We start from the raw sequence: 16,923 nt of genomic DNA, 5'->3' as shown, positions 1-16,923 counted from the left end.
TGAAAATTTTATGGATCTGAATTTAAAAGATAAAGTGATCATCGTTACCGGTGGTGCAAAAGGTATAGGTGAGGGCATTGTTAAGTCGCTTGCGGCAGAAGGTGCCATCCCGGTTATTATTGGCCGTAGTGAGCAGGATAATCTTAAAGTGGTTAATGCGCTTGAGGCTAAAGGCGTTCAAAGTTTCCAGGTGCAAGCTGAACTTAGCGACCCTGCACAATGTGTTGCAGCAGTAAAGGCAGTTGCAGAGAAATACGGCCGTATCGACGGCCTCGTGAACAATGCCGGTGCGAACGATGGTGTAGGTTTAGAGCATGGCGACTATGAGCGATTTATGGCTTCTCTGCATAAAAACATGGTGCATTATTACTTAATGGCGCATCATTCCTTGCCATACTTAAAGGAATCAAAAGGGCCTATCGTAAATATCACCTCAAAAACTGCCGAAACCGGGCAGGGCAATACATCCGCTTATGCTGCCTCCAATGGTGGGCGAAACGCGCTTACACGCGAATGGGCTGTAGAACTTCTTAAATATGGCATACGGGTTAACGCCGTGGTAGTTGCCGAATGCTGGACACCCCTTTATGAAAGCTGGATAAAAACACTGCCCGACCCTAATGGTAAACGAAAAGAAATTGAGGCCAAAATACCCCTTGGTAACCGGATGACCACTACCGCTGAGATAGGTGATGCTGTTGTATTCTTGCTGTCCGGCAGATCAAGCCATACTACCGGACAGATCGTTTATGTTGACGGTGGATACGTGCATTTAGACCGTGCTTTGGCCAACGCTTAAATAATTTTTTAAATCAGCAAGATTTATTAACCTTGTAGCTGATAACCTTTAACTTATGGGCGAGTATACCGGCCAAACGCGAATTTTAGTTGCCGTTGACTGTATCATTTTTGGATTCGACGGATCAGATATCAAAATACTACTGGTAGAGCGCGACCTTGCGCCTGATAAAGGTAAGTGGAGCCTGATGGGCGGTTTTATGCGCCCCAACGAAAGCCCGGAAGATGCGGCCAATCGTGTGTTACAGCTACGCACAGGACTCAACAACGTATACATGGAGCAGTTTAGGGTGTTTGGTAAGCCAGACCGCGACCCGGTTGAGCGCACACTTTCAATTGCATACTTTGCTTTGATAGATATACAACAATACCAGCAACAGTTGGTAAGCGATAATCACCCCGAGTGGTTCCTGCTTACCGATATGCCCGATCTGATATTTGACCATGCCGAAATGGTTAAACTCGCTTTAAAGGAGTTACGCTACAAGGCGGCTTTGCATCCCATATTATTCCAATTATTACCCGGTAAATTTACCATCCCGCAATTGCAGGCACTTTACGAGGGGGTTTATCAAACCAGATTCGATGACAGGAACTTTAGCCGCAAATTACTATCTACCGGTTTGCTCGTGAAGCAAAATGAGAAGGATAAACAGTCATCAAAAAAGGGGGCTTTTTACTACCAGTTGGATCAGTCTCATTATGAAGAAAAGTTTGAGAAATTTCTTAACTTGGTTCCCAATCCTGACAAATTTTTCTAAAACCAATTAAATGCTTAAAAAAGCATTACCAATTATTATCACAATTTGCTTTATTGGGACAATTGCTTTAGCACAGCAAAAGCCACAGTACACGCAGTATATATTCAATAACCTTTTATTAAATCCCGCGGTATCCGGCATAGAGAATTATACCGATGTTAAATTAGGCTATCGCAGCCAATGGAGAGGTATTGAGGGTGCACCGGTAACAGCTTATGCAAGTATCACTGCTCCTTTAGGTTCTGAGTTTACACAAGGAGATGCTGCCGGCTTTTTGCCTTATGATGGCGAGAGCCCTTACAGCCGGATGTACACTTCTGATTACCGTGCATCGGCACCGCACCATGGTATCGGTTTTATGGTGGTGACCGACAAGGCTGGCCCGCTCGATCAAACTAACGTTGCCGCTTCTTATGCTTACCATTTGGGTATCACTAGTAATTTTAATCTTTCAGTAGGTGTATCTGCAGGAGCTAATCATTTGCATCTGGCTACGTCAGAACTTGCATTTGAAAACCCTGACGATCCTGTTTTACAGGGGATTGAGAATAATAAATGGAAGCCTGATTTAGGAGTTGGTATTTGGGGCTATGCTGCAAATTATTACTTCGGCGTATCTGCTCAGCAAATCTTACCGCAGGTACAATACATCTCAACCAGAACGGCTAATTCATCTCTGAACCGTACTGTGCCACATTTTTTTGCCACAGCAGGAGTTAAGTTCTACCTGTCAGACGATGTGATGCTTTTACCATCTGCGCTGCTTAAATTTATAGAACCCACGCCAACAAGTTTTGATATCAATATGAAGCTGTCCTTCCGCGATAGGTTTTGGTTTGGTGGCTCCTATCGCCGTAATGATTCATTTGGTGTGCTTGCGGGCTTTAATCTCAATTCGCTTATCAACGTTAGCTATGCTTATGACATTACCACTTCTCCGTTAAATACGGTAAGCAATGGATCACACGAATTGGTGATCGGGATCTTACTCAATAACAAATACAGACTAACGGCGCCTCAACATGGATGGTAATTTCACAGAGGAAACAAGAATCAAGAGCCAAGAATCAAGACCGCGTGATTGTGTAAAAAAAGAAAGCCCTTAAAAATTTAAGGGCTTTCTTTTGTCTTGATTCCTGACTCTAAAAGTCTTGATCCTCTTTATAGCTCTTTCCTGAGCCTTGCCACCGGGATGTTCATTTGTTCGCGGTACTTGGCAACTGTGCGGCGGGCAATATTATAGCCGGCCTCTTTTAATATTTCAGTCAATTTCTCATCGGCAAGCGGATGGCGTTTATCTTCTTTGCCGATATTTTCTTCCAATATTTTTTTCACTTCTTTATTTGACACTTCCTCGCCGCTTTCAGTTTGGATAGCCTCACTAAAGAATGATTTTAGCAGGTAGGTACCATGCTCGGTTTGTACGTATTTCGAGTTGGCTACGCGCGATACCGTAGATATGTCCATACCGATGCGGTCGGCAATATCTTTCAGGATCATTGGCTTAAGGTTCTTATCGTCTCCGGTAAGGAAGAAATCGTATTGATACTGCATAATGGCGTTCATGGTTTTAAGCAGCGTTTGCTGGCGCTGTTTAATAGCATCGATGAACCACTTAGCAGAATCGAGCTTTTGTTTTACAAACTGAACGGCCTCTTTCAGCTTTTTATCTTTTTGTGATGCCTTATCGTAATGCTGAAACATCTCCTGGTAAGAGCGGCTTACCTTTAGTTCCGGGGCATTCTTAGAGTTAAGAGTTAATAATAGTACACCATCATTGTTCTTGATGTGAAAATCAGGTATCACCTGCATTTGCTTGGTACTAACCTCGTTGCTATCACCCGGTTTGGGGTTAAGCTTCAATATCTCACCAACCACTGCACGCAACTCGTTCGAGTTCATGCTTAGCGATTTTTCTAACTTATCATAGTGTTTGCGGGTAAACTCCTCAAGATAGTTTTCTACCACCAGGATAGCTTTCTTTACAATCGGGTCGTTCCCATCTTTACGGCGAAGCTGTATCAACAAACATTCTTGTAAAGTGCGGGCACCAACGCCCGGTGGGTCAAAGGATTGGATAACCTTAAGCATATCCTCAACCTCTTCATCCTCGGCCATTACATTCTGCGAAAAAGCAAGGTCGTCGGTTAAGGACATGATGGGGCGGCGCAGGTAGCCATCATCGTCCAAACTGCCTATAATCTGACGGCCAATGGCAAAATCGTGGTCAGATAGTGGCAGCAGATCTAATTGTGCCTGCAGGTTTTCAAAGAAAGAGCTTTGTACGGCAATTGGAATTTCCTTGCGGTCATCTTCATCATCACCGTTATTATCGTAGCGGCTTCCGTAATCACTCACGCTATCGTCTTGCAGGTAATCGTCTATGTTAAACTCATCCATTTCGCCACCCTCATTATCACTATCGTAATTATCGTCGGGGTCGCGGTCAGGGTACTGTTCTTCAGGCTCATTGATATTGGTCAAACTCATATCTTCAAGCGCAGGGTTTTCCTCCAGTTCTTCTTTGATACGGGTATCGAGCGACACGGTAGGCACCTGCAGCAATTTTATAAATTGAATTTGCTGAGGCGAAAGTTTCTGTAGGAGCTTTTGCTGGAGATTCTGTTTTAACATAGTGTAAGACGCGAGGTCAAAAGTACAGCAATTAGCTTATGTTTTAAAATGGTTTTGTTGCTGTAATAATAATCCTAAAATGTTTTTAAGCAGGTTTTGTTTGGAGCAGTCAACTTTTTATTGATAACTTTAATAACACAACAAATAATAAGGATATGGGATTTGTAAAAGAATTTAAAGAGTTTGCCGTTAAGGGCAATGTATTAGATCTGGCAGTTGCGGTTGTTATTGGTGCGGCCTTTGGCAGCATCGTAAAATCATTGGTTGATGATATCATTACCCCCGCAATACTTACCCCGGCACTTAAAGCCGCACACCTAAGCAACCTTAGCGAACTGGTGATACCCGGTACTGCCATTAAGTATGGTAACTTTATATCTCAGGTTATTTCCTTTATCATTATTGCGTTAGCGTTGTTCCTGATCATTAAAGGCCTTAATAGCTTTAAAAAGAAAGAAGCCGCTGCACCTACAGTTGAGCCTGTACCAACAAAAGAAGAAATATTATTGACAGAAATACGCGACCTGTTGGCAAGGAAAGGCTAAGCATTTTGGGCCGATTTAGCAATATGCTCTTGCTGTTTGTTATACTTACGGCAGGGGCTTTTATGTTTTATTTCTACTCATATAAAAGCAATAGTTTATTTGCAACAGGGGCGTGCGTTGCCATGGCTATAGGCTTTACAGGGCTGGGTTTAAATTGGTTTAGTTTACGCGGCAACCTGCACCGGGTTTTAGAAATTGCCTCGTGGGTAGTTTATCTGTTGATAGGAGTTGGGCTTTTTGCAACCCTTCTTACGTTGAAAGGGCAGCGAGAAACCAGGGTACTTAAAGCGCACGGCGTGAAAGTAAAAGCCATTATTATTAGCAAGGGGAGTACATACAGCCGTGGCTCTTCAAGCAAATGGGCTATTGTGCAATACGTTTATGGTGATAAAACATACCTTCAGGATATTGCTGACCGGCCTAATTACAACGTGAATGATACCGTAAAAATGGTTTGCCTGCCTAATGATCCTGAATTAGCCCGCCCGCTTTGGTGATTAAAATATTGATGATGGATAATTCAAAAATGCTTCGCGAGATAGCTTTCTCGCTTCCTGAAGTCACCGAAGAGCCTCACTTCGAGAAAACATCCTTCAGGGTAAATAAAAAGATCTTTGCGACAGTGGTGGCGGAACAAAACCGCGCCACTGTTAAACTTACCCCGGAAGAGCAGGATATCTTCTGCACTTTTGATAATAAGGTGATCTATCCAGTACCCAACAAGTGGGGCAAACAAGGCTGGACGCATATCAACCTGTTATTAGTGCAAGCCAACATGCTCACCGAGATATTAAAAACAGCCTACTGCGGCATCGCTCCCAAACACCTCGCCGCCCAAATAACTTTTAAGGAGGATTAAAATCGTCCGCTAAAAACAAGCTTGTCATTAATGACCCAATGACCCAATGATCAAAAAGTCTTCGGCAATTTAGGATCAGTCAGGATAATAAAGTCGCCCAGTTTTTCAAATTTGGTCCAGTCGGGGTTATCAAAGCTGTCATCGGCGTAGGCGGCAATGTTTACTATGCGCACTTTGGGCGAGTATTTCTTTAACTGCGCTGCCGTACCCAGTTTCTCTTCGCTGTGGAAACCGCCATTTACCTGCATTACTTTAAAATCTTTATGTACTTTAAGGAATTGGGCGATGTTATAGCCCATAGTAGCATCCCATACGTTTTGCGATTGATAGATCTTCATACTGCCCATTGCATTGTGGCCGCCCATTATGGTCACAAATTTTTCATAGTAGGGCCCTGTAGCGGTATCAATTGGTAAGGGGGCAAGCCACGCTTTGGCCTGTGCGCTTAATTGGTTTAAACTGGCTAAACCGCCGCGAGTTACCATGTTGGTGTAGCGGGTGGGGGCGTTGGCGGCAATCACAGGTGTGTGGGTTTGTTTTGCCTGCTCTATCATGGGGCGATAGTCTTTATAGTTATTCCAGGCGCGGCCTTCGGTGATTAGGTTCTTCTCGCGGATGAGGCCTGCCAGGTATTCGTTTAAAACAATTTGGCAATCGGTCTGGAACATCTCCAATGATAAAGCTGATCTGCCCGGATATTTCTCTGTAAGCTTTTTAAATAATAAAGCTTCCAGGTAATGGCCGGTAGAATCATTGTGTTCCTCGCCAAAGAAAATCACATCAGCCTTATCCATGCTGTTTATGATATCATCAACCGTAGCCGGCGCTTTTTTAGCTGTGTTATATATTTTATAATGAGATAGCATGGTATCTTGCGCAATGGTGGCAACAGGGGCTAACAGCAGCAAAAAGGCAATAATCTTTCTCATTAAATTGATGTTGATTTCAATGTTAATAAAATTAGCCAAATAACTGCATTAGTATTTGAAAAAACTAAAAATTACGCTACATTTGCACTCTTGTTTTTAAAAGCAAAAAGATTAGAATACGAATAGAATAAAGTATAGCCATGAAAAGAACGTTCCAACCTTCAGTAAGGAAAAGAAAAAATAAGCACGGTTTCCGTGAGCGCATGTCATCTGCAAACGGCAGAAGAATACTTGCTGCAAGAAGAGCTAAAGGCAGAAAAAGATTAACTGTATCTGACGAACGCACACACAAAGCATAATAATGGTTGTATCTTCTGCTAAGCAGAGGGGCTAACCGTTTTTGTGTTTGATAGCTGCGGTTCGGCATTAACAACTATGTATACTTTCAAAAAAGAAGAACGATTATGTAATAAAAGGCTTATCGATGGTCTTTTTCATAACGGTTCTTCTTTTTTATGTTATCCCTTCAAGGTATCGTGGATGCCTGCCGATGCTATGCAGCAATATCCTGTGCAAGTGGTATTCGCAGTAGCTAAAAAGCGTTATAAACACGCTGTAGACCGTAATACGGTTAAGCGCCGCATGCGCGAGGCTTATCGCCTCAATAAACAATCTCTTCTTTACGATGCGTTAAATAATAGCGATAAAAAGTTGTTGTTATTTATAAGCTATATAGGCAAAGAGATTGCTCCCTACGATTTTTTTGAAAAAAAAATGGCTAAGCTGTTAACGCAACTTGCAGCGGAGGCTACCAAATGAATGCGCTTTGGAATGCAATAAAAGCCATATTCAGCGCTTTTTTTTTGCTGCTGATAAAGCTTTATCAATACCTTATTTCTCCTATACTACCTAACTCATGCCGTTATACGCCCACTTGTTCGCAATATGGAGCAGAAGCTATAAAAAAATACGGACCCTTTAAAGGTGGCTGGTTAGCATTAAAACGTATTGCCCGGTGCAACCCCTGGGGCGGGCACGGGCATGATCCGGTACCTTGATTGTAAGTCAAATTCAAAAGGTAAAATTCAAAAGAAATTTCCTTTGGGTTGGGGAGGAGCTTAAGTTTGCTCCTTTGTTGAGCCAAAATTCAAAATTAAAAAGTCAAAAACACAGATCGATGAGCAATTTTGAATTTTGAATTTTTACTTTTGACTTCAGAAAATGATTTTACAGATAGAAACTGCAACTACAACCTGTTCTGTGGCATTGGCTGCCGATGGCGAGCTTATTTCTTTTAAGGAGATCAACGAACGTAATATACATGCCGAGGTTGTCACCGTTTATATAAACGACCTGATAAAGCAGCAAAACGCCACGTATGATAACATTGATGCCATAGCAGTTAGCTGTGGACCCGGGTCTTACACAGGTTTGCGTATAGGCGTTTCTACCGCAAAAGGATTATGTTTTGCCTTGGACAAGCCACTGATAGCTGTAAATACACTTGAAGCAATGGCTAAAGGCGTAGCGCAACGGATAGACTTGAGCACCGATACTTTACTTTGCCCCATGATCGATGCCCGCCGCATGGAAGTTTATACTGCTGTTTACAAAGCTGATGGTACGTTAGTAAAACCGACTGCCGCTGAAATCATTACAGATGAAAGCTTTGCCAATCTGCTTTTAAACAATAAGGTGTTATTCTTCGGAGATGGTGCGGCTAAATGTATTGATGTACTGGGGCAAAATCCTAACGCATTATTTGATACTGATTTCTCAAATTCAGCATGTGATCTTACCGCGTTGGCACAACAGAAATTTGCTGATAAGGAATTTGAGGATGTGGCTTACTTTGAGCCATATTATCTTAAAGATTTTATAGCAGGTAAAAAGGCAAACGTTTAATCGCCGTTATCTTTACCCCATATACCATTCCACAGGCGTTTTAGAAGTCCCGGGCGTTCGCCTATCGGGATAAGATTGGCATTAAGCGGATGCTCTATTACGTGGCCGAATTTAAGGGAGAACCCCATAAACACGTCGGCACCGCTGTAAAAGCCCGAGCTATTGATCTGGCTTTCGTTTTTTCTTGATGCCTGCGCTAAACTTACAGTTTGCAATAACCTGTCGCTGCCGATGAAAAACTCAGCGTTGGTTGATTTTACCATAAACTGAAGCCCGGCGTTGATTACTTTATAATTATTGATAGCAGCTACGATAGTACCGGTGTAATTTTTGTACTGAAACGGATTTGATAAAGCGGCTGTATAACCCTCATAAAACAGTTCCTTCTGTAAGATAAGTGTAGGAGAATATTTGTATTGCATCTCGTTATCCAGCCAGTAGGATTTGTTAGCACTCAGCTCAAATTTGGCATTGGTAGGTGTTGTAAAGCCCGTTTGCTGGCCGTTAGAGCGTACAATTTGATATGCTGTTGCATAAAGCCTGTCTTCAAGTCTTGTTCCGTTAACATTAGCTACCGTATCAGGGCTTGCTACATTATTAAACACGTTCTGTGCAGATTTTCCGTACCAGTGTATAAAACCAAGGTCTTTGATGTTGGCTTGTATAATGAAGTTATCGCGTGTTTGCAACCTTGTACCTATGCTTATTGAAGCTCCCGGATTTCTGAAGTTTGGGATCAGATCGCCCCGGTTAAATTTTCCGGATGTATAGCTTATTCGGTAATCGCCCTGTAAACCAAGCAATGCGGTATTGTTGGCATTATCAAATTGCAATGAAGATTGATTGATGTTTAACCGCTGATATTGGATTCCCAAAAGCGCACTCAACTTCACCCCGAAAGAAAACTTTTTACTGAACTTTTCCCTGTAAGCAAAGCTTATCTGATGATAGCCCTGATAGCGATAATTGTTATTTAGCCCGGTATAAGTAACACCGTCCTGAAATTCTTTTGCGCCGTTAAGCAGCATTAGCGTTTGATCTGTAAATATGCCTTTGCCTTCGGCACGCGTTTGCCAGGAAAAACCTATCTCCTGGTCGCCATCAAGGCTTTTAAATATGCGCAGCATCAGCAGGTAGGTGTTTGCATCAGCATTTGCGCGGCTATATCTGTTAGGATCAAGAGTAAGGTTTGTATTAACGTACCTGCCGGTAAAAGCACGTGTTTTTAGCGGAATTTGTCCGTTCCCGGTAAGGAAGATGTTTGCGCCAAAATTTGGTATAAAAAAGTTGAAGGATACGTATCGGCTGCTATCAGGCGTAAAGTTGGTTTGCGCCGGATTCTCGAACGAGTCAAATAAAGTACCGGTATTATACTGTGAAAATTGCTGGCCAAATGTTGTAGCAGAAACAAATAAGAAACATACAACCAGTAAAAAACGATTCATATATCTGTATAATGTTCGCAGCGATCAGCTTTTAATGGGCTGCTAATATCAGGTATTTAAACGTATAAAAAAGGCCTTGGGTTGCGTTTTTTAAAGGTTCTAATCATTTTTAGAAGAAGCGGTACTATCAGGCGTATTTTTTAATAAGCAAAAATTAGTGTAGAAATTTTTATCAGTTGCGCCAAACTGAAAAGAAGCAGCGTAGAAATTTCGCCATGATAAATCGTTGTCTTTATAAGAAAGATAGAAGTCGTCTTTTAAACTTTGTTTTAAAATTTGTTGCGCATTCTTAAAGTGTAAAAAGAACGAAATATTGCTTCGTTCGGCAAGCAGATCATCAAAAGGAAGGTAGCTGTTTGTTTTGCTTAGAAACTTCCTGTTAAGATAAGTGTCGGCATAGCTGGTCAGTTCCGTTTGGCTGTTGGCTAATATCAGGTAGTTATCAATAATTCGGAAGTATGGTCTTCTGAAAGCACTAAATGCATCCCCCAATAAGAAGTAGGGTAATTTTTGAAATTTGAACTGGCCAATATCGTCTGTCACCATTGTGCTAATATTGGTCATGAATGGGCGCAACAGCGATCCGTTCTTCACAGATATTATTGCAAACCTTTCCTGAAAACGAGTTATCACCACTCCAAACTCATTACTTACCAATTTTTCAAACTCAGGTTTTATGTTAATGCCCGTTTCCTGTTTTACTTTAGCCAACAAGGCATTTTTTTCTTTTTGTAAACCCGCCTTTTGCTGAAAAGTAGATAGATCGGCAAAGAACTGCGGACTATTTGATATGGCCATATCTATTGCATAAGCCGTAGTAGATGGATAGATGTCCTTGAGATTGTTGACAATTGGTTGTTGGTTGGCAAAAATATTAAGATAGCTCCCCGGCTTATTAGTCTCAATATTGGTGTAACCTGTAAACATTACCGCATTATTTTTAAAGTTGATGTTCAGCGCAGCCAAGGCAGGTAACATCCTGAATGGTTTGAATATGTCTGTGTTTTCCTTAAATAACTGACCAAACAACGGGTCGAGGTGCTGGTAGTTTACGTAGAGATTGATGAGGGAGTTAGCGTTTTGCTGATCAGGTAACAGCATAAAAACATGCTGCTCGCGTTGCGGTTTGTAGTTGGCTGCATCATTTATCAGCTCTTTTGAAAAACTTGCCGAGAATACGTTGTTACCGCTATAAAGCAGGTATAAACGTTTCCTAAGCGATTGAAAATAGATATTATAACCACTTTTTTCGCCTATCCTAAGTGGCGTTATCAGCATACCGGTATTGCGTTGCTTTGCTAACTCCTCAAATGCCCTTAACGGTACATCCTTAACAGACGTGGTTAGCAGCATCCTTACTTCGCCATCTTTAGCCGGATGTATGGAGATGAAAATATTTCTATTATCAAACGCTTTATTAAGAGCAGGGTTATTGATGAGCCGGTTTTTAATAGTATCCAGGTCGATTAGTTTTTCTTCGCCAACCAGGTTGCCCAATAGCGTGTTGCCTTTATAAATATCGTACAGGCTGTTCTCGTTGGTAAACTCAAACACCAGTGCAGCGTTATCGGGTATGGTGCGGATAACATTACCTGCATGCATACCGGCCGTGCCTAAGCTGTTAAAATATTTAACGGTTACCCACGCAACTGCGGCAATCAAAATTAAGGTAATGGCTATCAGTCTCTTCATTTACGGTGTTACGGTTGCAATTTAGAATTTTACTGTACCACAATAAAGTAATACTTTCATTTGGTTAACTTAGCCTTTTTATCTGCATGAATAAACAAATCATCGTAACGGCTTCGTTTTTCGGTGCCGTAGCTGTTATTGCCGGGGCTTTTGGCGCACACGCTTTAAAAGATGTGCTTACGGCTAAACAGTTAGATACCTGGCACACAGCAGTTCAGTACAATTTCTACCATGTGTTTGCCCTATTGTTTTTATCCACCTTTGGGCGTTTTAAGAACAAACTTATCAGTGTTGCCTATTATATGTTTACACTGGGTATTTTGTTTTTTTCAGGTTCGCTTTATTTGCTATCGTGCCGAGATCTGTTACGTGCGCCCGGCCTTATAGCCCTTGGCCCCGTAACGCCATTAGGTGGCCTGTTGTTTATTATAGCATGGATAGTTTTAGCAATAGCTGCTTTCCGCAATAAATAAAAATAATGTTAGAGTTTGCCGAAGGTGCTGCAACTAACCGCAAAACGCTTTTTGTTGAAGTGATATTGCCCTTAGCCATCAGCATTAATTACACTTACCGCGTGCCGTTTGAGCTTAATGATGCCGTTGCTACAGGCAAACGCGTGGTGGTGCAGTTTGGTAAAAGCAAACTTTATACAGCAATAGTGAGCGCGATAACAGAAACAGCGCCCGGGAAATACGAAGCAAAATACATACTCGATATTTTAGACGAGCAACCGGTTGTTACCACCAGACAACTACAATTCTGGCGCTGGCTCGCCGACTATTATATGTGTAACGAAGGCGAGGTGATGAATGCCGCCCTGCCAACAGCTCTTAAGCTCGCCAGTGAAACCAAGGTAATGCTCAACAAGGGTTTCGAGTATGATAAGGCCGCTCTTAATGATAAGGAGTATTTGATCACTGAGGCGCTTGACATCCAACCCGAACTTACAATAAGCGACATAGCCAAACTGCTGGGCCAAAAAACGGTGATGCCGATCTTAAAATCATTGTTTGAGAAAAACATTATCAATATCTCTGAGGAAGTTGCCGAGCGTTACAAGCCCCGCAAACGGGCTTACTTAACATTAAACCCGGCTTATCACAACCAGGACAACCTGCAGGAATTATTTATTATCCTGGAGAAGAGGGCGCCTAAACAGGCGGATGCGGTGCTGGCTTATATCAAATTGTCGCGGCAACAAAAAGTTGTCTCAAAAACTGAATTACTTGAGGCAAGCGGTGCCGGCGAATCGAGCATTAAATCGCTTGTAGAAAAAGAAGTGTTCTTTGTTGAGGAAAAAAACGTATCGCGGCTTGGCTATGACGAAGACGAGGACGAAATAACCAATTTCGTTTTAAGCGACGCTCAGCAAGCGGCATTAAATGAGATAAGGCAGCATTTCACTGAAAAAGATGTGGTGTTGTTACACGGGGTAACCTCATCAGGCAAAACGCAGATATACATTAAGGAGATAGAGCGTGTTATGGCTGCAGGTAAACAGGTGTTATACCTGTTGCCCGAAATAGCTTTAACAACCCATGTGATAGAACGCCTGCGTATCTACTTCGGAAACGCCATAGGCGTTTACCATTCCCGCTTTAATGATAATGAAAGGGTAGAGGTTTGGCAGAAGGTTTTAAACGGCGAGTATAAGGTGGTTTTGGGTGCCCGTTCATCTGTTTTTCTACCGTTTAATGATCTTGGACTTATTATAGTTGATGAGGAGCATGAAACTTCATACAAGCAGTTTGACCCTGCCCCGCGTTACAACGCCCGAGATGCTGCCATTTACCTTGGCAATATGTTCGGTAGTAAGGTATTGCTTGGTTCGGCCACGCCGTCTTTTGAATCTTACTACAACGCACGTACCGGCAAGTACGGTCTGGTAGAACTCTCCGAAAGATACGGAGGTGTTCAGTTACCGTTGATACAGGTAGTAAGCATTACAGAAGAAACCAAGCGCAAAACCATGCAGTCGCACTTTAGCAGCGTATTGGTGCAGGATATTTACCAGGCGCTTGATGCCAAAGAGCAGGTAATACTGTTCCAAAACCGCAGGGGATATGCGCCGGTGCTGATATGCAAGGTATGCGCCTACACACCAAAATGTATAAACTGTGATGTAAGTTTAACCTACCACAAGCACACACATAAACTGCATTGCCATTATTGCGGCTATAAGGAGGATTCGCCATCCGTATGCCCGGCATGCGGCTCAACGCATTTAGAATACAAAGGCTTTGGAACAGAGAAAGTAGAGGATGAGCTATCGGTGCTGATGCCCGAAGTGCGGCTGGCCCGCATGGATCTGGATACCACACGGTCAAGAAACTCCTTACAGAATATCCTAAACAGCCTCGAAGAAAAAAAGATTGACGTATTGATAGGTACCCAAATGGTTGCCAAGGGTTTAGATTTTGCAGATGTAACCGTTATAGGCATCATCAATGCTGATAGCCTGCTTAAGTACCCTGATTATCGTGCTAACGAACGCAGTTACCAGATGCTGGCCCAGGTAAGCGGCCGCGCAGGCAGGCGCGATAAACAGGGTAAAGTTGTGATACAAACATATGACCCAAACCACCGCGTAATACGGCAAGTAATTGCTAATGATTACAGCGACCTGTATTTCACCGAAATGGAGGAGCGTAAAAGCTTTAAGTACCCGCCATATTACCGCATCATTAACCTGGATGTAAAGCATAAAGACCCTGAAGTGCTGTACAACCAGGCCGAATACCTGGCAGGGGAGCTACGTAAACATTTTGGCGATAGAGTGATCGGTCCGGAAGCGCCTCTGATCAACCGGATAAGGAATTATTACATCAAATCTATCATGCTCAAATTTGAGCGCGATAGCATCTCTATTCTAAAGGCAAAAGCTATTATCAGGGAGACTATAACCCAGTTTCAAACCACCAAACTAAGTAAAGGCAGCATTGTACAGGCGGATGTTGATCCGTACTAAAAAGACCGGTAAAGTATGTTTTAGCTTCCGCAAAAAGTTTTTAACAACGATCTGATAACCACCGCGCTAAAAAATCAACAATTCTTAACAAAAAGATAAAGTGTGTAAAACTTTCATTTAATGTACGTTGTTGATTTTTATATCGACACACTATAGATAAATCGTTATGACAAACTCTATTCTTGAAATAAACGAAAACGAATATCTGATCAAATTAAACAGAAGAAGTTTTGATCTTTCATTTATTCGCAGCCTGCTGAAAATGGTTGAAGTATCTGAACCGGTAAAAGCCGAAAAGGAGGTTAAAGAGGAGAGTTTTGAAAGCTTTTCTTTTGCACCGGCACCTTTGGTTGACAGGCACATTGAGCCAAATCAGAACAATTCTGCCGAGCCTGATTATTTCAGCAAGCTCGACGAGAAATAGTCTTTACTTTTTCTTTAGAACTTAGGGCGGTAGTTGCGAACAACCTGTTGTTTGTCCATCTGCGCCATTTGTCCCTTCATCATTTTTATCTGGTCGGCAAGTAACTTGTTCTTGTCGTCCTTAGCAGCCTCTTTGATATACATTTCTGCCTCGCGCTTATTGCGTTTAGCCATTGAGATACCCGCCAGGCTAAGTTTCGCTAACGCGTTGTTGTGCGACATGCTCATACCCAACTGCAATGCTTTCTTAAAATATTTTTCGGCCTTTAAAGGCGCAGTGCGCGATTCTATCAAGCCGATAAGCATATTGTAATAACCCCACTGATTTTTATTCAACTCTTTCTCGTAGTTTTTGATACGGTATAAGAATTGTTCAGCTTTAATAGTATTTTCTTTACGCAGATAAAACTGCGCTAATATCATGTTTTCGTTAAAGAAGAAGGTAAGCAGTGTGATGCCACCTAATAAAAAAACGGTTATTCCCCAGCCCCAAAAACCAAAGGCACAAAGCGTTACACCGGCACCCATTATAACACAGGCAATAACTAACCTAACTATATTCGACATAATTTGTATTACTATAAAAACAGTGGGCAAATATCGTTATTTGTACGCTAATTAAACATCAGTATTTAATATTTATGGCAGGAGAATTAGACCCTTCGTGGAAGCAGCATTTAAGTGCGGAATTTGATAAACCATACATGCAGCAGCTCAGAACTTTTTTAAAGGAGGAGAAGGACGCAGGCTATACAATTTACCCCCGCAATGCCGATATTTTTAATGCCTTTAATATTACACCCTTTGATGATGTAAAGGTGGTGATCTTAGGACAAGATCCTTATCACGGGCCGGGCCAGGCACACGGCCTATCATTTTCGGTACAAAGGGGTGTGGCTGTTCCGCCGTCGTTAAAGAATATTTACAAGGAGCTATCTACTGATATTCTGGGATTTGTGACACCCAACACCGGCGACCTCACCAAATGGGCGCAACAAGGTGTATTGCTTTTAAATGCAACCTTAACCGTACGTGCGGCAACTGCAGGCTCACACCAAAAAAAAGGCTGGGAAAAGTTTACGGATGCGGCTATCAAAACGCTGTCTGACGAAAAGAAAGGCCTCGTGTTTATCCTATGGGGGGCATACGCGCAATCAAAAGCAGCTTTGATAAACCCCAATAATCATCATCTTATTATCAAATCAACCCATCCTTCGCCATTAGCAGTAAGCCATGGGGGGTTCTTCCGTTCAAAGCCGTTTTCAAAAGCAAATGATTTTTTAGAGAAGCAAGGAAAAAAGCCGATAGATTGGCAGATATAGAAGAGAGGCAAGACACTAAGAGTCAGGAAGTAAGATAATAAAAAAAATGGAAAAGCCCTTAGTTATACAAAAGGGCTTTTCCATTTAAAGCGAGTCTTGGCTCTTGATTCCAAAAGTCTTGGCTCTCTTGTTAGTATTCCAATGGAACAATCGGTTCTTTTTTGCTGGTGCTCATGATCATCATGGTTTGGAAGGTTTTAACAACCGATATCCGGCTGATCTTCTCCATGATCAATTGTTCGTATGATTTGATATCACGCACGTAAACCTTCAGCAGGAAATCACACTGGCCGGTAACGTGGTGGCATTCTGTTACTTCTTTAATGGTTTTTATTTCATCTAAGAAAGTTTGAATGGTATTTTTCTGATGAAAATCCAGTGAGATCTGTATAAAAGTTTTGATACCAAGGCCCAGCTTTTCTTCATCCACCAACGCATGGTAGCTTTTTATGAACTGTGCATTTTCCAGTTTCCGCACCCGCTCAAGGGTAGGGGCCGGAGATAACCCAATTTCATTAGACAGCTGCAAGTTGGTGATGCGGCCGTTTTCCTGTAATATCTTGAGTATCTGTAGGTCTATTTTATCTAATTCTGACGCCATGGTAAATGCAAATATATACTATTCTCAATCTCACAAAATATAATTTTTTTTAAATATCTCACAACAAAACAATTCTACTTGACAATTGTAATTTTTAGGCA

At 42.0% G+C, this 16,923-nt stretch carries 20 protein-coding genes; 14 read left to right on the top strand and 6 right to left on the bottom strand.

The window, feature by feature from the left end:
• Positions 1-10 precede the first annotated feature (10 nt).
• The 3 genes from INP83_RS18075 to INP83_RS18065 are packed head-to-tail and all read left to right on the top strand — an operon-like array spanning position 11 to position 2,592.
• The gene (locus INP83_RS18075; protein WP_219125361.1) at positions 11-799 is read left to right on the top strand and encodes an SDR family oxidoreductase; all 789 of its coding nucleotides are present in this window, start codon (positions 11-13) and stop codon (positions 797-799) included.
• 55 nt (positions 800-854) lie between these two features.
• Entirely contained in the window at positions 855-1,559 is a 705-nt protein-coding gene (locus tag INP83_RS18070; RefSeq protein ID WP_146270416.1) for an NUDIX domain-containing protein, read from the top strand.
• A gap of 10 nt (positions 1,560-1,569) precedes the next feature.
• The gene (locus tag INP83_RS18065) at positions 1,570-2,592 is read left to right on the top strand and encodes a type IX secretion system membrane protein PorP/SprF (protein WP_219125360.1); all 1,023 of its coding nucleotides are present in this window, start codon (positions 1,570-1,572) and stop codon (positions 2,590-2,592) included.
• Between the two features lie 128 nt (positions 2,593-2,720).
• Here INP83_RS18065 and rpoN read toward each other — a convergent pair whose 3' ends face one another.
• Positions 2,721-4,193, bottom strand: coding sequence for an RNA polymerase factor sigma-54 (gene rpoN / locus INP83_RS18060; protein ID WP_146270412.1), 1,473 nt, complete (start codon positions 4,191-4,193; stop codon positions 2,721-2,723).
• Between the two features lie 155 nt (positions 4,194-4,348).
• On the opposite strand from rpoN, the gene mscL reads away from it, so the two are divergent.
• Genes mscL through INP83_RS18045 form a run of 3 tightly spaced genes read left to right on the top strand, consistent with a single transcriptional unit; the run spans position 4,349 to position 5,597 of the window.
• Complete coding sequence (gene mscL / locus INP83_RS18055) at positions 4,349-4,738, top strand: large-conductance mechanosensitive channel protein MscL (RefSeq protein ID WP_146270410.1); 390 nt, start codon at positions 4,349-4,351, stop codon at positions 4,736-4,738.
• A 23-nt stretch (positions 4,739-4,761) separates the two neighbouring features.
• Positions 4,762-5,235 carry a hypothetical protein gene (locus tag INP83_RS18050; protein ID WP_219125359.1) on the top strand — a complete coding sequence of 158 codons (474 nt, stop codon included), beginning with the start codon at positions 4,762-4,764 and terminating at the stop codon, positions 5,233-5,235.
• 11 nt (positions 5,236-5,246) lie between these two features.
• Positions 5,247-5,597 (top strand): MmcQ/YjbR family DNA-binding protein, encoded by a 351-nt coding sequence (locus INP83_RS18045; RefSeq protein WP_255563187.1) that lies wholly within the window; start codon positions 5,247-5,249, stop codon positions 5,595-5,597.
• A 50-nt stretch (positions 5,598-5,647) separates the two neighbouring features.
• Here the strand turns inward: INP83_RS18045 and INP83_RS18040 are convergent, their stop codons facing one another.
• Positions 5,648-6,526: a ChaN family lipoprotein gene (locus INP83_RS18040; RefSeq protein WP_219125358.1), complete on the bottom strand. Its 879-nt coding sequence runs from the start codon at positions 6,524-6,526 to the stop codon at positions 5,648-5,650.
• 140 nt (positions 6,527-6,666) lie between these two features.
• Between INP83_RS18040 and rpmH the strand changes: the two genes are divergently transcribed.
• The 4 genes from rpmH to tsaB all read left to right on the top strand — a co-directional run bounded on the left by rpmH (position 6,667) and on the right by tsaB (position 8,371).
• On the top strand, positions 6,667-6,825 hold the full coding sequence (gene rpmH, locus INP83_RS18035; RefSeq protein WP_146270402.1) for a 50S ribosomal protein L34: 159 nt from the start codon (positions 6,667-6,669) through the stop codon (positions 6,823-6,825).
• Between the two features lie 76 nt (positions 6,826-6,901).
• Entirely contained in the window at positions 6,902-7,285 is a 384-nt protein-coding gene (locus INP83_RS18030) for a ribonuclease P protein component (protein ID WP_219125357.1), read from the top strand.
• Positions 7,282-7,524, top strand: a complete 243-nt coding sequence (gene yidD / locus INP83_RS18025) for a membrane protein insertion efficiency factor YidD (RefSeq protein ID WP_219125356.1) — start codon at positions 7,282-7,284, stop codon at positions 7,522-7,524. The genes INP83_RS18030 and yidD overlap by 4 nt, the downstream gene beginning before the upstream one ends.
• A gap of 163 nt (positions 7,525-7,687) precedes the next feature.
• On the top strand, positions 7,688-8,371 hold the full coding sequence (gene tsaB / locus INP83_RS18020; protein WP_219125355.1) for a tRNA (adenosine(37)-N6)-threonylcarbamoyltransferase complex dimerization subunit type 1 TsaB: 684 nt from the start codon (positions 7,688-7,690) through the stop codon (positions 8,369-8,371).
• Here the strand turns inward: tsaB and INP83_RS18015 are convergent.
• Together INP83_RS18015 and INP83_RS18010 are read right to left on the bottom strand one after the other, a co-directional pair.
• Positions 8,368-9,816 carry a DUF5723 family protein gene (locus INP83_RS18015; RefSeq protein WP_219125354.1) on the bottom strand — a complete coding sequence of 483 codons (1,449 nt, stop codon included), beginning with the start codon at positions 9,814-9,816 and terminating at the stop codon, positions 8,368-8,370. The two genes, tsaB and INP83_RS18015, sit on opposite strands and share 4 nt — an antisense overlap.
• Before the next feature lie 99 nt (positions 9,817-9,915).
• Positions 9,916-11,508 carry a hypothetical protein gene (locus INP83_RS18010; protein WP_219125353.1) on the bottom strand — a complete coding sequence of 531 codons (1,593 nt, stop codon included), beginning with the start codon at positions 11,506-11,508 and terminating at the stop codon, positions 9,916-9,918.
• Between the two features lie 86 nt (positions 11,509-11,594).
• On the opposite strand from INP83_RS18010, the gene INP83_RS18005 reads away from it, so the two are divergent.
• The 3 genes from INP83_RS18005 (at position 11,595) to INP83_RS17995 (ending at position 14,900) form a co-directional block, all read left to right on the top strand.
• Positions 11,595-11,981, top strand: a complete 387-nt coding sequence (locus tag INP83_RS18005; protein WP_219125352.1) for a DUF423 domain-containing protein — start codon at positions 11,595-11,597, stop codon at positions 11,979-11,981.
• Between the two features lie 5 nt (positions 11,982-11,986).
• Positions 11,987-14,476: a primosomal protein N' gene (gene priA, locus INP83_RS18000; protein WP_219125351.1), complete on the top strand. Its 2,490-nt coding sequence runs from the start codon at positions 11,987-11,989 to the stop codon at positions 14,474-14,476.
• A gap of 166 nt (positions 14,477-14,642) precedes the next feature.
• Positions 14,643-14,900: a hypothetical protein gene (locus tag INP83_RS17995; RefSeq protein ID WP_146270386.1), complete on the top strand. Its 258-nt coding sequence runs from the start codon at positions 14,643-14,645 to the stop codon at positions 14,898-14,900.
• 14 nt (positions 14,901-14,914) lie between these two features.
• Here the strand turns inward: INP83_RS17995 and INP83_RS17990 are convergent, their stop codons facing one another.
• A complete protein-coding gene (locus tag INP83_RS17990) occupies positions 14,915-15,466 on the bottom strand; it encodes a DUF2892 domain-containing protein (RefSeq protein ID WP_219125350.1) in 552 nt (183 codons plus the stop codon).
• Positions 15,467-15,540: 74 nt separating this feature from the next.
• Here INP83_RS17990 and ung point away from each other — a divergent pair, with 74 nt between their 5' ends.
• Entirely contained in the window at positions 15,541-16,221 is a 681-nt protein-coding gene (gene ung / locus INP83_RS17985; RefSeq protein ID WP_219125349.1) for a uracil-DNA glycosylase, read from the top strand.
• A gap of 130 nt (positions 16,222-16,351) precedes the next feature.
• Here the strand turns inward: ung and INP83_RS17980 are convergent, their stop codons facing one another.
• Positions 16,352-16,822 (bottom strand): Lrp/AsnC family transcriptional regulator, encoded by a 471-nt coding sequence (locus tag INP83_RS17980; protein WP_146270380.1) that lies wholly within the window; start codon positions 16,820-16,822, stop codon positions 16,352-16,354.
• Positions 16,823-16,923: the final 101 nt, after the last annotated feature.

Origin of the sequence: Mucilaginibacter sp. 21P, assembly GCF_019331605.1 — a bacterium.
Classification (GTDB): Bacteria; Bacteroidota; Bacteroidia; order Sphingobacteriales; family Sphingobacteriaceae; genus Mucilaginibacter; species Mucilaginibacter achroorhodeus.
This window is presented reverse-complemented; position numbering and strand designations above follow the sequence as displayed.

Coding starts and splice junctions, on each gene's coding strand:
- INP83_RS18075 (WP_219125361.1), top strand. CDS start 11: ATGGATCTGAATTTAAAAGATAAAGTGATCATCGTTACCGGTGGTGCA.
- INP83_RS18070 (WP_146270416.1), top strand. CDS start 855: ATGGGCGAGTATACCGGCCAAACGCGAATTTTAGTTGCCGTTGACTGT.
- INP83_RS18065 (WP_219125360.1), top strand. CDS start 1,570: ATGCTTAAAAAAGCATTACCAATTATTATCACAATTTGCTTTATTGGG.
- rpoN (WP_146270412.1), bottom strand. CDS start 4,193: ATGTTAAAACAGAATCTCCAGCAAAAGCTCCTACAGAAACTTTCGCCT.
- mscL (WP_146270410.1), top strand. CDS start 4,349: ATGGGATTTGTAAAAGAATTTAAAGAGTTTGCCGTTAAGGGCAATGTA.
- INP83_RS18050 (WP_219125359.1), top strand. CDS start 4,762: ATGCTCTTGCTGTTTGTTATACTTACGGCAGGGGCTTTTATGTTTTAT.
- INP83_RS18045 (WP_255563187.1), top strand. CDS start 5,247: ATGATGGATAATTCAAAAATGCTTCGCGAGATAGCTTTCTCGCTTCCT.
- INP83_RS18040 (WP_219125358.1), bottom strand. CDS start 6,526: ATGAGAAAGATTATTGCCTTTTTGCTGCTGTTAGCCCCTGTTGCCACC.
- rpmH (WP_146270402.1), top strand. CDS start 6,667: ATGAAAAGAACGTTCCAACCTTCAGTAAGGAAAAGAAAAAATAAGCAC.
- INP83_RS18030 (WP_219125357.1), top strand. CDS start 6,902: ATGTATACTTTCAAAAAAGAAGAACGATTATGTAATAAAAGGCTTATC.
- yidD (WP_219125356.1), top strand. CDS start 7,282: ATGAATGCGCTTTGGAATGCAATAAAAGCCATATTCAGCGCTTTTTTT.
- tsaB (WP_219125355.1), top strand. CDS start 7,688: ATGATTTTACAGATAGAAACTGCAACTACAACCTGTTCTGTGGCATTG.
- INP83_RS18015 (WP_219125354.1), bottom strand. CDS start 9,816: ATGAATCGTTTTTTACTGGTTGTATGTTTCTTATTTGTTTCTGCTACA.
- INP83_RS18010 (WP_219125353.1), bottom strand. CDS start 11,508: ATGAAGAGACTGATAGCCATTACCTTAATTTTGATTGCCGCAGTTGCG.
- INP83_RS18005 (WP_219125352.1), top strand. CDS start 11,595: ATGAATAAACAAATCATCGTAACGGCTTCGTTTTTCGGTGCCGTAGCT.
- priA (WP_219125351.1), top strand. CDS start 11,987: ATGTTAGAGTTTGCCGAAGGTGCTGCAACTAACCGCAAAACGCTTTTT.
- INP83_RS17995 (WP_146270386.1), top strand. CDS start 14,643: ATGACAAACTCTATTCTTGAAATAAACGAAAACGAATATCTGATCAAA.
- INP83_RS17990 (WP_219125350.1), bottom strand. CDS start 15,466: ATGTCGAATATAGTTAGGTTAGTTATTGCCTGTGTTATAATGGGTGCC.
- ung (WP_219125349.1), top strand. CDS start 15,541: ATGGCAGGAGAATTAGACCCTTCGTGGAAGCAGCATTTAAGTGCGGAA.
- INP83_RS17980 (WP_146270380.1), bottom strand. CDS start 16,822: ATGGCGTCAGAATTAGATAAAATAGACCTACAGATACTCAAGATATTA.